This is a genomic window from Dermacoccus nishinomiyaensis, from assembly GCF_900447535.1.
Lineage (GTDB): Bacteria > Actinomycetota > Actinomycetes > Actinomycetales > Dermatophilaceae > Dermacoccus > Dermacoccus nishinomiyaensis.
This window is the reverse complement of sequence record NZ_UFXX01000001.1, coordinates 1598195-1612280: the sequence shown is the minus strand read 5'-3', so window position 1 is coordinate 1612280 and position 14086 is coordinate 1598195. Positions and strand designations below refer to the sequence as shown.

Annotated in this window: 12 protein-coding genes and 1 riboswitch; of the genes, 10 read left to right on the top strand and 2 right to left on the bottom strand. The window is 68.1% G+C overall.

Translation table 11 applies throughout. The features are described 5' to 3' along the window. Positions 1–9 precede the first annotated feature (9 nt). Positions 10–1410 carry a hypothetical protein gene (locus DYE07_RS14715; protein WP_062257184.1) on the bottom strand — a complete coding sequence of 467 codons (1401 nt, stop codon included), beginning with the start codon at positions 1408–1410 and terminating at the stop codon, positions 10–12. Positions 1411–1695: 285 nt separating this feature from the next. Here DYE07_RS14715 and DYE07_RS07475 point away from each other — a divergent pair, with 285 nt between their 5' ends. The 6 genes from DYE07_RS07475 (at position 1696) to DYE07_RS07450 (ending at position 8833) form a co-directional block, all read left to right on the top strand. Continuing rightward, positions 1696–2862 carry an acyl-CoA dehydrogenase family protein gene (locus DYE07_RS07475; RefSeq protein WP_062257185.1) on the top strand — a complete coding sequence of 389 codons (1167 nt, stop codon included), beginning with the start codon at positions 1696–1698 and terminating at the stop codon, positions 2860–2862. A 90-nt stretch (positions 2863–2952) separates the two neighbouring features. Then, positions 2953–3417 (top strand): GNAT family N-acetyltransferase, encoded by a 465-nt coding sequence (locus DYE07_RS07470; protein ID WP_051805511.1) that lies wholly within the window; start codon positions 2953–2955, stop codon positions 3415–3417. A gap of 196 nt (positions 3418–3613) precedes the next feature. Beyond that, positions 3614–4624, top strand: a complete 1011-nt coding sequence (locus tag DYE07_RS07465; protein ID WP_115296670.1) for an NADP-dependent oxidoreductase — start codon at positions 3614–3616, stop codon at positions 4622–4624. A 192-nt stretch (positions 4625–4816) separates the two neighbouring features. Further along, on the top strand, positions 4817–6082 hold the full coding sequence (locus DYE07_RS07460; protein ID WP_006947139.1) for an FAD-binding protein: 1266 nt from the start codon (positions 4817–4819) through the stop codon (positions 6080–6082). A gap of 52 nt (positions 6083–6134) precedes the next feature. Beyond that, positions 6135–7532 carry an FAD-binding oxidoreductase gene (locus DYE07_RS07455; protein WP_115296669.1) on the top strand — a complete coding sequence of 466 codons (1398 nt, stop codon included), beginning with the start codon at positions 6135–6137 and terminating at the stop codon, positions 7530–7532. Beyond that, positions 7529–8833 (top strand): SAM-dependent methyltransferase, encoded by a 1305-nt coding sequence (locus tag DYE07_RS07450; protein WP_115296668.1) that lies wholly within the window; start codon positions 7529–7531, stop codon positions 8831–8833. The genes DYE07_RS07455 and DYE07_RS07450 overlap by 4 nt, the downstream gene beginning before the upstream one ends. Before the next feature lie 4 nt (positions 8834–8837). Here DYE07_RS07450 and DYE07_RS07445 read toward each other — a convergent pair whose 3' ends face one another. Continuing rightward, positions 8838–9191 carry a hypothetical protein gene (locus tag DYE07_RS07445; protein WP_115296667.1) on the bottom strand — a complete coding sequence of 118 codons (354 nt, stop codon included), beginning with the start codon at positions 9189–9191 and terminating at the stop codon, positions 8838–8840. A 162-nt stretch (positions 9192–9353) separates the two neighbouring features. Continuing rightward, a riboswitch (SAM riboswitch) is annotated at positions 9354–9481 on the top strand. A gap of 10 nt (positions 9482–9491) precedes the next feature. Between DYE07_RS07445 and DYE07_RS07440 the strand changes: the two genes are divergently transcribed. From DYE07_RS07440 to DYE07_RS07425, 4 genes are all read left to right on the top strand, one after another. Next, positions 9492–10469: a TauD/TfdA dioxygenase family protein gene (locus DYE07_RS07440; RefSeq protein ID WP_200829267.1), complete on the top strand. Its 978-nt coding sequence runs from the start codon at positions 9492–9494 to the stop codon at positions 10467–10469. A 281-nt stretch (positions 10470–10750) separates the two neighbouring features. Continuing rightward, on the top strand, positions 10751–11323 hold the full coding sequence (locus tag DYE07_RS07435) for a GNAT family N-acetyltransferase (protein WP_115296666.1): 573 nt from the start codon (positions 10751–10753) through the stop codon (positions 11321–11323). A gap of 272 nt (positions 11324–11595) precedes the next feature. After that, complete coding sequence (locus DYE07_RS07430; RefSeq protein ID WP_062256727.1) at positions 11596–13857, top strand: carbon starvation CstA family protein; 2262 nt, start codon at positions 11596–11598, stop codon at positions 13855–13857. After that, positions 13850–14041, top strand: coding sequence for a YbdD/YjiX family protein (locus DYE07_RS07425; RefSeq protein WP_062256729.1), 192 nt, complete (start codon positions 13850–13852; stop codon positions 14039–14041). Before DYE07_RS07430 ends, DYE07_RS07425 begins: the two co-directional genes overlap by 8 nt. The last annotated feature ends 45 nt before the right edge of the window (positions 14042–14086 follow it).

Below are 14086 nucleotides of genomic sequence, written 5' to 3'. Positions count from 1 at the left end.
CGACCCTCGTCAGGCCCTATTCGACCAGGACGAAAATTTCGGATTGACCAGGGGGCACTCGTGGTCGGCCAGCCACCGCAGCAAAGAGTGGGCGATGTCCGGTTCGTCTCGCAGCAACCGATCATGCACGGCGTCGAGGCCGTCGGTGCGCTCGACGCCGAGCTCGGCGAGAAAGCGCGTCGCGGCCAGCGCCGCGCCGAGGGCGTTCTCCCACCGCTGCGCCGGCGTCTCGGCGAACGGTGTCGGCACGAGCAGGGTGCGTCGTCGCACGTGGGCGAGCGCGCCGCTGTGCAGGCGGGCCTCGACGGTGGACGCGGTGGTCTCCGCCAGCGTCAGAGCCTCCTCGGCGCTCATGCCGAGCTGCCCGCCGAGCCATTCGGACGTCCACTCGATGAGCCGGTGATCCTCGACGAGTCGGATGTGCACGAGGCCGGGCGAGCCGGTTCCGTCGGCTGCGGCCCACGGTGAGTTCGGGTTGTCCTCGGGCACCATGACGCTGTGGTGCGTCCACACGTGGTGCGACGGCGGGCGCGCGACGAACTGATCGTGCACCTCGCTGCGCAGCGCGTCCGTCGCGATCGGGTTGCGCGTCAGCTCACGCGCGATCTCGCGGGTCGAGACGAAGCCGTAGCCGAGCAGCCACGCGATGATGCCGCCCACGTCGTCGGCCCACGCACTCGTCGTCGAGGCGGTGACGGCGATCGCCGGCGCGGCGGGGTGGATGGCCTTGCCGTTGCGCATCGAGGGGCGGCCGATGAGCTGGATCGCCCAGTGCGATTGTTCAGCCAGATCATCAGGCTGGGTGCTGAATCGTGGATGGCGGGTGCCCGGTACGGCGGCGTTGGCGACGAGCGCGGCGAGCATCTCGTCGTTCTCCTCGACGGCAGGGATGTCGTCGCGCGGGGTGCGGAAGTCGATGCGGTCGGCGACATGCATCGGATAGCCGACCGGCCCCTCCCAGACGGGGAAGACGGCCGCGGCGTACCCATACGAAAGCGCCGTCTGGACGAGCTGGCCGGCGCCGGTTCGCGCGGCGTGGCGGCTCAGCTGGCCGCGCACCTCACTGAGGCGCAGGCGAAGCTCCTGCAGGCGCAGGCTCGTGTCGAGAAGTTCCTGGGCCGGCGCGGCGGGCGCGAGCAGGCCCATGCGACGCAGGATGAACGCGGGATCGTAGGGAGCCTGACCGCTCGGATCGTCGCTCATCGCGAGCAGCGAGGCGATGTGACGCACGGCTTCGAGGGGCGGTGACGTGGAGTGGCGCCATCGCTTGACGACGTGCTCGTCGAACGGCTGGTCGACGGAGAGTTCGTTGAGGCGAGCGGCGAGGGCCCTGCTCGTCATCCCCCGAAGCTCCATCCAGTGGCGGAACTCCTCGCGGAACGCCTCCCACCCGGCGTCATGGCTGGCCATGCAGCAGCTCCTCGTTCTCGGTTGCGCTTCCCCCGTGCGCGGCGCCGTGGCGGCTCGCGCGGGTCTGTCGTCCGCCACCACCCGGTCGGACGTCAGACCCACTACGCGTGTCGGATTTCACCACTTGCGTTCGATAAAGCGTACCTGACGGTCAACATAGATTCAGGGTCGTTGGTCCCTTCGGGTGAAGGAGCCGGTGCGGCGTGCAGTGAATGAGACGCGCCCGCAGCGCCAAGGTTGTTGTGATGTGGGGCACACTGGTGGAACCGACGAAAGGAAAGACCCATGGGCCCGGCCGCACCCCTGCCGTACCGCTCGCCGTGGATGGACGACGAACTGGAAGACCTCCAGCGTCTCGCCGCCACGTTCAGCCGCGAGATCTTCGCGAACATCGACCGCTACAGCGAACAGCACCAGGTCGATCGTGACGTCTGGACGAAGGCGGGTGAGCTGGGCCTGCTCGGCCTGTCGGTGCCAGAGGAGTACGGCGGCAGCGGCGCGACGTTCGCGCACGAGGCCGTCGTCGCCATCGAGCAGGCGAAGGCCGGTGACGACTCGTGGGGCTTCGTCGTCCACGCCATCATCGTGACGCACTACATCGTCGCCTACGGCACCGAGGAGCAGAAGCGCAAGTGGCTGCCGAAGCTGTGCTCCGGCGAATGGGTCGGCGCCATCGGCATGACGGAACCCGGCGCGGGCTCCGACCTCAAGCGCGTCTCGACGCGCGCGGTGCGCGACGGCGACGAGTTCATCATCAACGGCTCGAAGACGTTCATCACGAACGCCGGTCACGCCGACCTCATCGTCCTCGTGGCCCGCACCTGCGAGCGTGACAAGGCCGCCGGGCACAAGGGCATCTCGCTCATCGTGCTCGAGACGGCCGACCTCGACGGTTTCGAGCGCGGGCGCGTGCTGCAGAAGATCGGCCAGCACGGTCAAGACACGCGCGAACTGCACTTCACCGACATGCGCGTACCCGTCGCGAATCTGCTCGGCGAGGAGGGGCGCGGTTTCTACCACCTCATGGAGCAGCTGCCGCAGGAGCGCCTCGGCCTCGCGTGCACCGCCGTCGGATCGGCGGAGCTGGCCGTGAAGCTCGGGGTCGAGCACGCGAAGTCGCGTGAACTGTTCGACGGCACGCTGATGGACCTGCAGAACACGCGCTTCGTGCTCGCCGAGTGCTCGACGGACGTGCTCGCCGCCCGCACCCTGCTCGATCACTGCATCATGCTGCACATGGAGGGCAAGCTCGACTCGGCCACCGCCTCGCGAGCGAAATACTGGACGACGGACGTGCAGTGCAATGTCATCGACCGCGTCCTGCAGCTGTTCGGCGGCTACGGCTTCATGCTCGAGTACCCCATCGCGAAGATGTACGCCGGTGCGCGCATCCAGAAGATCTACGGCGGCGCCAACGAGGTGATGAAGGAACTCATCGCCCGCTCGTTGTGACCTGACGCCCGCAGAGCGGTTCGTCGAGTCCGGCGAACCGCTCTGCGGTGCCCAGAGGCCGCTGCGTGCGCGATTGGGCAAGATGAAGGCGTGAACATCGATATCGCACATGCCATGCCTGGGGACGTCGAGGATTTCGTCGATCTGTTCGAGCAGTACCGCAGCTTCTGCGGCAAGGCGCCAACGCCAGACGCGCGGACGTTTCTGGCCGAGCGCATCGAGACGGGGCAGACGCTCGTCCTCGGCGCCCGGGACAGCGTGGGCGTCGTCGGGTTCGCGCAGGTCTACCGCGCGTTCGACTCGATCCACCTCACTCACGACTGGGTGATCGCCGACCTGTTCGTCGACGGAGCCGCACGCGGACGCCGCGTCGGCGGGTCGCTGCTCGAAGCGGTACTCGACGGTGCCCGTGAGAACGGTGCGCACCACGTTCGCGTCAGCACGCAGAGCAACAACGCCTACGCGCACCGCCTGTACGAATCGCACGGCTTCGAACAGCTAGACACCACGGGCGCGACGGTCTACTACCAGCTGAAACTGCGCGACCACCACTGACGCGCTGCGTCCCTGAAGGCCCGCCCCTCCGCGATTGTCGTCCCCATCTGCGATTCGGCCATCTTCGCAAGCGGCGTCCTCATCCGCGATTTCGGTCACATTCGCCCTTGAATCGACCGTCGTGGACCGTGGATACGCAGGGGGCTTCGACCGGCTCGGTTGGAGCGTTGTCGGTGGCCCGTGGCAATGTGAGGGCATGACGACTTCTCAGATGATCGTGCTCGCATCGCGCCCCCATGGCGCGCCCACCTCCGACAACTTCCGCCTCGAGACGCGGGAACTCCCCGCCCTCAGCGACGGCGAACTGCTCGTGCGTAACACCGTCATGAGCGTCGACCCGTACATGCGTGGCCGCATGAACGACGTGAAGTCCTATGTCCCGCCGTTCCAGATCGACGAGCCCCTCGACGGCGGCGCGGTCGGCGAGGTCGTCGAATCCCGCGCTGAGGGTTTCGCGGAGGGTGACCTCGTCCTCCATGGCCTCGGCTGGCGCGACATGGCCGTCGTGCCCGCGAAGGCGGCACGCAAGGTTTCGACGAACGTCGGTGGCGCGCAGGTGTCGCCGTCCGCCTACCTGGGCGCGCTCGGCATGCCCGGCATCACGGCGTACGGCGGACTCATGCGCGTCGGTGAATTCCACTCCGGCGACGCGGTGTTCGTCTCCGGCGCGGCCGGTGCCGTCGGCTCGCTCGTCGGTCAGATCGCGAAACTCGAGGGTGCGTCCCGCGTCATCGGTTCGGCGGGCTCCGCACAGAAGATCGCGCGTCTCGAGGAGCTCGGTTTCGACGCCGCCTTCAACTACAAGGACGGTGACGTCCGCGGCCTGCTCAAGAACGCCGCGCCGGAGGGCATCGACGTCTACTTCGACAACGTCGGGGGCGACCACCTCGAGGCGGCCATCTCGTCGATGAACACCCACGGGCGCATCGCGATGTGCGGCGCCATCGCGCAGTACAACTCGACGGAGCCGCCCGCCGCGCCGCGCAACCTCGCGCTCGTCATCGGCAAGCGCATCACGATCCGCGGGTTCATCCAGAGCGACTTCCGCGACCTCGTGCCCGAGTTCCAGCAGAAGATGGCGACGTGGCTCGCCGATGGCTCGGTTCAGTGGGACGAGACGGTCGTCGAGGGCCTGGAGAACGCGCCGCAGGCGTTCATGGACCTGCTGAACGGCGCCAACACCGGCAAGATGGTCGTCTCGATCTGATCGTTCGACTCCCGTCGCGCCACGCCCCGCAGGGCGGCGCATGCGACGTGAGATCCAGCTGCGTCACCAACGTCCGGGTGAGTCAGTCCTGACTGACTCACCCGGACACGAGTGACTCACTCGCCGGTAGAGCCAGCACCCCGGCCTCGAGCACCCCGGGCGAGCGCCGTCGGGCGGGTATAACGTCGGGGGATGAGCGCGCTCCCTGCCACGAACTGGGCCGGCACCGTCGTCTTCGAAGCACGCGAGCGATACGCGCCGCGGACGACGTCGCAGGTGCAGGATGCGGTCTGCCGGGCAGCGGCCGACGGTGGGCGGCTGAGGGTGGTCGGCACCGGCCACAGCTTCAACGACATCGCCGACACAGACGGCGTGCAGCTCAGCCTCCTCGACCTCGAGCGTCGCATCGACCTCGACGAGGACGCACGCTGCGTCACCATCGACGGCGGCGCCACGTATGCGCAGGTCAACGCCGTTCTCGCGCAGCGTGGTTGGGCGCTCGAGAACCTTGCGTCACTGCCGCACATCACCGTCGCCGGGGCCATCGCGACGGCGACGCATGGCTCCGGATGGGAGCGTCCGAGCCTCGCGTCTGCGGTGCGTTCGCTCACCCACGTCACCGCTGCGGGCGATCTGCACACGATGACGCGCGGCGAACCCGGGTTCGAGCACTATCCCGTGCATCTCGGTCTGTTCGGGCCCGTCGTCGAGTTGATCCTCGACGTCGTGCCCGCGTTCGACATCGCGACGACGGTGTACGAAGGGCTCGAATACGACGCCCTCGTCGACCATCTCGACGACCTGACGCGCCCGCTCTACTCGTTCAGCATCGCCCCCGACTGGAGCGACGGCGGTCGGGCGTTGCTCTTCGCCAAGCGTCCGCGCGGCGTCGATGCTCCGGCTCAGCTCGCCGGCGCCCGCGCCGCGACGAGCCCTCGTCACCCGAGCCCAGGCGCTGATCCCGTCGCGGTGACTGAGCAGCTCGGTGTTCACGGGCCGAGCGCCGAACGGCTGACTCACTTCCGCAGCGACTTCGCCCCCAGCGTCGGCGACGAGGTGCAGAGCGAGTACTTCGTTTCACGTGAAACGGTCGCGGACGCCCTGCGAGCGCTGCCACGGTTCGCCGATGTCTTCGCCCGCCTCGCGCACTCGATGGAGATCCGCGCCGTCGCCGGCGACAGCCTCAGTGCGAGCCCGTTCGCCACCGGCGAGATGCTCGCCATCCACCTCACCTGGCGCCGCGACCCGGACGCCGTCCGCCGTGAACTGCCGGCCCTCGAAGCTGCACTCGGCCACCCGCGTCCGCACTGGGGCAAGTTGCACGCGGCACCGCCGCAGCAGCTCAGCGAACAGTTCCCCGGACTGCATGCCCTCGACGGCGAGGCGCGTCGGCATGACCCGTCCGGCATGTTCCGCAACGCCTGGGTCGAGCGGCTGCTCGGGAATGAGCCGGCCTGATTTGGTGCTGCAACCGGGGCAGGCGTAACTTCCTGAGACGTGGAGAGCATAGATGTTCGATAAGAAAAAACAGCCCAGTGTGGAACTGGCCGGTGAGGCCGCTCACGCCTCTGCCGTCGCGCAGTTGAGGGCCTCCTTCGAAGCCATCCCCGCCGGCGCCACGGTGCGCCTCGCGAAGAAGACCTCGAACCTCTTCCGTCCGCGTGAGAAAGCGAAGGTAGGCCTCGACGTCAGCGGCCTCACGGGCGTCATCAGCATCGACGCCGACGCTCGCACGGCCGACGTCCAGGGCATGTGCACGTACGAGAACCTCGTCGACGCCACGCTCGAGCACGGCCTCATGCCGCTCGTCGTCCCGCAGTTGCGCACGATCACCCTCGGCGGCGCCGTCACCGGCCTCGGCATCGAGTCGACGTCGTTCAAGAACGGACTGCCGCACGAGTCCGTCCTCGAGATGGACATCCTCACCGGCACCGGCGAGCTGCTCACCGCCTCGCCGACCAACGAGCACGCCGACCTCTTCCGCGCCTTCCCCAACAGCTACGGCAGCCTGGGCTACGCGACGCGTCTGCGCATCGAACTGCAGCCGATCGGTGACCTCGTCGAGACGCGCAACGTGCGGTTCGCGAGCGTCGCAGCCATGACGCGAGCGATCGACGCCATCGTCGAGACCCGCGAGTGGCAGGGCGAACGCGTCGACGGCCTCGACGGCATGATCGTCAGCAAGGACGAGGCCTATCTCGTGCTCGCCAACTTCTTCCCCGAGACGCGCCGCCGCCCGAGCGACTACACGGGGCAGAACATCTTCTACAAGAGCATCAGTGAGCTCGACCGCGACACCTTGAGCGCGCACGACTACATCTGGCGTTGGGACACCGACTGGTTCTGGTGCTCCGACGCGTTCTTCGCACAGAACCCGAAGGTGCGACGCGTGTGGCCGCGCAAGTACCGTCGCAGCGACTTCTACCACCGCATCGTCGGGTGGGAGAACCGCTGGGGCTTCGCCGCGAAGATCGACGAGATGCGCGGCGAACTGCCGCGCGAGCGCGTCGTGCAGGACGTCGAGGTGCCCCTCGAACAGCTCGAGACGTTCATGCCGTGGTTCGACGAGCACGTCGGCATGACGCCCGTGTGGGTGTGCCCGCTGCGCCTGCGCGGCGACGACGCGTGGCCGCTGTACCAGCTCGAACCGAACCGCACGTACGTCAACGTCGGGTTCTGGGGCACCGTCGCCATCACCCCCGGGCGGGCTGACGGCGACGTCAACCGCGACATCGAGGCCGTGCTGCCGACGATGCACGGCCACAAGTCGCTCTATTCCGACGTCTACTACGACGCCGAGACGTTCGAAGAGCTGTACGGCGCAGACGAATACCGCCGCATGAAGACGAAGTACGACCCGCAGGGCCGCCTTCCTGAGTTCGCTGACAAGATGAGGACGCACGCATGAGCCAGACCACGACCGCCACCCCCCTCGTCGCCCAGGCCGTCCAGGCCGTGTTGGAGGAGCCGTTGCCCTTCCGCATCACGGCGTACGACGGCACCGACATCGGCCCGCGCGACAGCGACATCGCCGTGCGTGTCGAGAGCGAGGAGGGGCTGCGCTACCTCCTCAGCGCCCCTGGCGATCTCGGCCTCGCCCGCGCCTATCTGACGGGCACGCTGACCGGCACCGGTTTCCACCCTGGTGACCCCTACGAGGTGTTCAGCCGCATCAAGCGTGACGTGCGCACGAAGCAGCTGACGCCGAAGGGCGTCGCGTCGGCGCTCGCGCCCGTCGTCAAGCAGCTGGGGCCGAAGGCGTTCGTCCACCCGCCGCTGCCCGAGGTCGAGAACGAGCCCCGCTGGAAGCGCCACCTCGCCAAGGTGAACCCGGTGGGTCGCGCCGCCGACTCGATCAAGCACCACTATGACGTCTCGAACGCGTTCTACGAGAAGGTGCTCGGTGACTCGATGGCCTACACGTGTGCCGTGTTCGACACGCCGGACGACACCCTCGAGGAAGCGCAGGAGCGCAAGTTCGCCCTCGTTGCCGACAAGCTCGACCTGCAGCCCGGCCAACGGCTGCTCGACGTCGGCTGCGGCTGGGGCGGCATGGCGATGCACGCCGCTCGCGAGCGCGGCGTCCACGTCATAGGCGTCACCCTGAGCAAGGAGCAGGCCGAGTGGGGTCAGCGCGCCGTGCGTGAGGCGGGCCTCGAGAGCCTCGTCGAGATCCGCCACGGCGACTACCGCGACGTCACCGAGACGGGCTTCGACGCCGTCAGCTCGATCGGCCTCACGGAGCACATCGGCGTGAAGAACTACGCCAACTACTTCTCGTTCCTGCACTCGAAGCTGCGCGACGGTGGCCGCCTGCTCAACCACTGCATCACGCGTCGCGACGACACGGCATCGGCCAAGCCGGAGCCGTTCACCGATCGCTATGTCTTCCCCGACGGCGAGCTCGCCTCGCCGGGGCGGCTCATCAGGGAGTGCCACGACGCCGGTTTCGAGGTTCAGCACGACGAGAACCTGCGCCTGTCGTACGCCCTGACGCTGCGCGACTGGTGCCGCAACCTCGAGGCGAACTGGGATTTCTGCGTCGCCGAGGCGGGCCTGCCGACCGCGAAGGTGTGGGGCATCTACATGGCCGGTTCACGCCTCGGGTTCGAGGAGGGCTGGCTGCACCTGCACCAGGTGCTCGCCACGAAGACGACCGACAACGGCGACAACGGCGGCTACCCGCTGGGCTCGCACTGGGCACCCTGAGCTCTCACTGGCGGTGCTGAGCGGCTGCCCGTTGCCCGTCCAGACGTAGGCGACGCGCAATCATGACGGTGGGGGTGATGCCGACGAGCATCGCCGCCACCGTCATGATCTGCGTCCACGCGAACGCGTTCTGGAACGAACTGTTCGCGATGGCGACGGCCGCCGAGCGCAGGTTGAACGCGAGGATCGCGGCGCGGGCCCCTGACGCGCGGCGTGTGCGCGCCCAGTAGACGAGAGCGCCGACGGCCGGCGCGAGCAGCGACCACATGTACGCGCTCAAATCGCTGCCACCATGCGACTTCACGAACTCGACCGTGACGATCGACGCTCCGATCTCGAACACGGTCACGGCGATCATGAACCATCGATCACCGCTGCTCACGGAAGGGGGAGTGCTCCACGGGCGTTCTGCTCTCAGTATGGCCGCCCGGGTGCGGCGGGCCCCTGACGAATGTCACGGTGTGGCCGCCGTTGATGCATAACTCGACCTTTATGTTTGGCCAGTGCTACGTTATGTGTGGGTCACGAGCCCCGGCGCGAAGTCTCGGCTGGCCGGGCGGCAACCCCCATGCGAACGCACACGCGCGCCGGGGTGCCCCGAGTAACGACCCGGCCGCCCGTCGACCGACGCGGCGGCAAGCGCAACGAAGGGTCTGCCATGACACTCCTCGACACCACGCCCGACACGAACGTCGACTCCGCGAGCGGCGCACCGACGGGTGTTCCGACGAGCGCAGCGGCGCGCCACGGCGGCACCGTCGCGACGCCCGGGCTGCGCATCGAACGCCTCGGCCCGGCGTTCGGCGCAATCGTCCACGGCGTCGACCTCGCGCAGGTCGACGACGCGATAGCGTTCGACCTGCGCCGCGCGCTGCTCGCGCACAAGGTGCTCTTCTTCCGGGGTCAGGACGCGTTCGACGACGACGCTCAGGTGCGCCTCGGAAACCTGCTCGGCGAGCTGACGGCGGGCCACCCCGTCGCGGGCACGCACGAGCGCAAGGAGATCTACTCGATCGACTCCTCCGACCCCGAGTTCTCGTTCTCCGACGAGTGGCACACGGATGTCACGTTCATGAAGGAGCCGCCGGCCATCAGCGTCCTGCGCGCCGTGACGCTGCCGGACTACGGCGGCGACACCTCCTGGGCCGACGCGCAGGCGGCGTACGACTCGCTGTCGGAGCCGTTCCGCGGCCTCGTCGACCAGCTCGTCGCCGCCCACGACGGCAACCGCGAATGGGGCGCCTACCTGCGCAAGAACGGTGGGCAGGAGTGGAGCGGCGAGGTCGTCACCGAGCTGCCCGTCGTCGAGCACCCCGTCGTGCGTGTGCACCCCGAGACGGGCCGTCGCGGGTTGTTCGTCAACCCCGGTTTCACCTCCCACATCGTCGGCGTGTCGCAGGCCGAGTCGCGGGCGATCCTCGACGTGCTGTACGCGCACCTGACGCAGCCCGAACACACCATCCGCCACCGTTGGGCGCCCGGCGACGTCGGCATCTGGGACAACCGCGCGACGTCGCACTACGCGAACCGCGACTACGTCGACGCCAACCTTGGCCCGCGCGCCATGAGGCGCGTGACGGTCGGTGGCGACAAGCCCGTCGGCGTCAATGGCCTGACGGGTGGCGCAGCTGCCTGACGGTGTGAGCTGACATGGCGCGGTGCGGGTCTCTGGGGCCCGCATCGCGTCGTCATGTACCCCTCTGCGATTTTCGTCCCCCTTCGCGAATCCCGTCCCCATCGGCGAATCCCGTCCCCATCGGCGAATCCCGTCCCCATCGGCGAATCCGGTCCCCATCGGCGAATCCGGTCCCCATCGGCGATTTTCGTCCCCATCGGCGATTTGCGTGTGTACATTCGTCCAGCCGGCCGTCGGGAAAATCGGTCGCCGGGGGCGTCGCACGGTGATGGAATGACGGGATGCTGACGCTCATCAGGCCCGACGCCGCTCGCTACGACGACTGGAAGGACGCATTCGACGAGTTCGGCGCGACGCCGAAAGACGGCACGGGCTATCGTCGCGACGACGTCGTCGACACGTCGCGCGCCGGGTTCGACGCCTACCTCACCGATCGTGCGCGCCAGGGCGATACGACCGTCGCGCCGCCTGAGGGATTCGTGCACTGCAGCTATTTCTGGGTGCTCGACGGCCCGCGGGCGGGGGAGGGTGACATCGTCGGCTTTCTGGCCCTGCGTCACACCCTCACCGAGGTGCTGTATGAGGCGATCGGTCACATCGGCTACTCGGTGCGTCCCAGCGCTCGTGGGCGGGGCGTCGCCGCGGGCGCGCTGATGCTCGGTCTCGACGAGGCGCGGGCGCTCGGCGTCGAACAGGTGCTGGTGTGCTGCAGCACCGAGAATCCGGCGTCACGTGCCGTCATCGAGAAGTGCGGCGGGCAGTTCGAGGACGTCCGCTCCCACCCCGCGTTTCCGGGCGAGACACGTCGCTACTGGTTCGGCTCGCCGCCGTTTCCGCAGGGACCGACGGCCTGACGCCGGCTGCGGCGGGTGCGAATGCGACCGAAAATCGCAGATGAGGACGAGAATCGCCGACGGGGACAGGAATCGCAGAAGGGGCACGGTGCGGGGCGGCCCGGCCGAGGTCAGTCCCCATCCGAACTCAGGCCCCCAAACCCTCAGCCGACGTCGTGACCAGGATGTGATTGCTCGGTCCGCGAGCCGAGACGCCGTACCCATGGGTAGACCCCTACTGTGGCCTTACTCACATCGGCCGTCATGGCCACCAGCACTACCAGGAGGTCACCGTGGCGGCGTCACGTCTCGACACCCTCGACCGCGATCCGGGGTTGCCCCCCGTCGCGGTCGAACCCCCTCGCACCATCACCGGGCGGCAGAAGATCATGATCGCCGTCGCGGCGATCGTCGCCGCCATCGGCTGGACGATGGTCGCCTTCGTCCGCGGTGAGCACGTCAACGCCATCTGGTTCGTGTTCGCGGCCGTCGGCAGCTACGTCATCGGCTACATGCTCTACAGCCGTCTCATCGCGTACAAGGTCGTGCAGCCGCGCGACGACATCGCGACGCCGGCGGAGCAGTTCGAGAACGGCCAGGACTACATGCCGACGGACCGTCGCGTCCTGTTCGGCCACCACTTCGCCGCCATCGCCGGCGCCGGCCCCCTCGTCGGCCCCGTGCTCGCCGCGCAGATGGGTTACCTGCCGGGCACGATGTGGATCATCTTCGGCGTCATCTTCGCGGGCGCCGTGCAGGACTACATGGTGCTCGCCATCTCGACGCGCCGTGGCGGCCGCAGCATCGGCCAGATGGCGCGCGACACGCTCGGCCCCGTCGGTGGTTGGGCGGCGATGCTCGCCGTCATGACGATCATGGTCATCCTCATCGCGGTGCTCGGCCTCGTCGTCGTCAACGCGCTCGCCGAGTCGCCGTGGGGTGTGTTCTCGATCGCGATGACGATCCCGATCGCCCTGTTCATGGGCTGCTACCTGCGCTTCCTGCGTCCGGGGTCGGTCACCGAGGTGTCGCTCATCGGCGTCGTGCTCCTGCTGCTCGCGATCGTCTCCGGCGGCTGGGTCGCCGAGACGGCCTGGGGCAAGGACATGTTCACGCTGTCTCCGACGGCGCTCGCCTGGTGCCTCATCGTCTACGGGTTCGCCGCGGCCGTCCTGCCGGTCTGGCTGCTGCTCGCGCCGCGTGACTATCTGTCGACGTTCATGAAGGTCGGCACGATCGTCCTGCTCGCGCTCGGCATCATCATCGCGCGTCCGGCGATCGACATCCCCGCGATCACGTCGTTCGGCAAGCACGGCAACGGTCCCGTCTTCGCGGGTTCGCTGTTCCCGTTCCTGTTCATCACGATTGCGTGCGGCGCGTTGTCCGGCTTCCACGCGCTCATCTCGTCGGGCACGACGCCGAAGCTCATCCAGAAGGAGAGCCAGGCGCGACTCATCGGGTACGGCTCGATGCTCGTCGAGTCGTTCGTCGCCATCATGGCGCTCATCGCGGCGGCCATCATCGACCAGCACCTGTACTTCGTCATCAACGCCCCCGCCGGCGTGACGGGTGGGACGGCCGAGAAGGCCGCGACGTGGGTGAACTCGATAGGCTTGGGCGGTAATCCGATCACCGCGCCCGAGATCACCCAGGCCGCGAAGGACGTCGGCGAGGCTTCGGTCGTGTCGCGCACCGGTGGCGCCCCGACGTTCGCGTTCGGCATGTCGGACGTGTTCAGCCGCGTCATCCCAGGCGATTCGATGAAGCAGTTCTGGTACCACTTCGCGATCATGTTCGAGGCGCTGTTCATCCTGACGACGGTCGACGCCGGCACGCGCGTCGCACGTTTCATGTTGTCGGAGACGCTCGGCAACGTGCCCGGGCTGCACCGCTTCCGTGACACTTCCTGGCGCGTCGGTGCGTGGATCTCGACGCTCGTCGTCGTCGCCGCATGGGGTTCGATCCTGCTCATGGGCGTCACCGACCCGCTGGGTGGCATCAACACGCTGTTCCCGCTGTTCGGCATCGCCAACCAGTTGCTGGCCGCCGTCGCGCTGACGGTCGTGACGGTCGTCGTCATCCGCAACGGCAAGGCGAAGTGGGCGTGGATCCCGGGCATCCCGCTCGCCTGGGATCTGCTCGTGACGATGGTCGCGAGCTACCAGAAGATCTTCTCGAGCGACGCGAAGATCGGCTACTGGGCGCAGCACAACGCGTTCGTCGACGCCAAGAACAAGGGGTTGACGAAGTTCAAGACGGCCAAGACCCCCGAGGAGATCGACGCCGTCATCCGTAACACGCTCATCCAGGAGACGCTCTCGGTTCTCTTCGCGGTGCTCGTCATCGTCGTCGTCATCGCGGGTGTGTTCGCGGCGCTCAAGGCGCTGCGCACCGGGCACGTCGACCCCGAGGTGCGCGACGGCGCTGTGCCGTCGCAGATCTTCGCGCCGAGCGGCATGCGCGTCACGCCCGACGAGGAGAGCGTGCTAGCCCAGTGGCTTGAGGCGGGCCTCGACCCCGAGGGCGTGCATGCGGGTGAGCGCGTCCATGCCTGAGCCGCGCGGAATCGTCGGCGCGCTCAAGTGGTACGTCGCCTCGATGATGGGCGACAACCACTACGAGCGCTACTTGCGCCATCACGCCGTCGCCCACCCCGGCAAGGCGCCGATGTCGAAGCGCGACTACTGGCGTGAACGCACCGACGCCCAGGACCGCAACCCCGGCGCGCGGTGCTGCTGAGGGGTCTCGGTTCGAGACCGCGGGTATGAACACTGCGAGAGGGGC

What these genes read in the sequence shown, in the direction of transcription:
- DYE07_RS07460 (WP_006947139.1), top strand. Translation starts at nt 4,817, where the DNA reads ATGAGCGCGCTCCCTGCCACGAACTGGGCCGGCACCGTCGTCTTCGAA.
- DYE07_RS07455 (WP_115296669.1), top strand. Translation starts at nt 6,135, where the DNA reads ATGTTCGATAAGAAAAAACAGCCCAGTGTGGAACTGGCCGGTGAGGCC.
- DYE07_RS07475 (WP_062257185.1), top strand. Translation starts at nt 1,696, where the DNA reads ATGGGCCCGGCCGCACCCCTGCCGTACCGCTCGCCGTGGATGGACGAC.
- DYE07_RS07435 (WP_115296666.1), top strand. Translation starts at nt 10,751, where the DNA reads ATGCTGACGCTCATCAGGCCCGACGCCGCTCGCTACGACGACTGGAAG.
- DYE07_RS07465 (WP_115296670.1), top strand. Translation starts at nt 3,614, where the DNA reads ATGACGACTTCTCAGATGATCGTGCTCGCATCGCGCCCCCATGGCGCG.
- DYE07_RS07450 (WP_115296668.1), top strand. Translation starts at nt 7,529, where the DNA reads ATGAGCCAGACCACGACCGCCACCCCCCTCGTCGCCCAGGCCGTCCAG.
- DYE07_RS07445 (WP_115296667.1), bottom strand. Translation starts at nt 9,191, where the DNA reads ATGATCGCCGTGACCGTGTTCGAGATCGGAGCGTCGATCGTCACGGTC.
- DYE07_RS14715 (WP_062257184.1), bottom strand. Translation starts at nt 1,410, where the DNA reads ATGGCCAGCCATGACGCCGGGTGGGAGGCGTTCCGCGAGGAGTTCCGC.
- DYE07_RS07440 (WP_200829267.1), top strand. Translation starts at nt 9,492, where the DNA reads ATGACACTCCTCGACACCACGCCCGACACGAACGTCGACTCCGCGAGC.
- DYE07_RS07425 (WP_062256729.1), top strand. Translation starts at nt 13,850, where the DNA reads ATGCCTGAGCCGCGCGGAATCGTCGGCGCGCTCAAGTGGTACGTCGCC.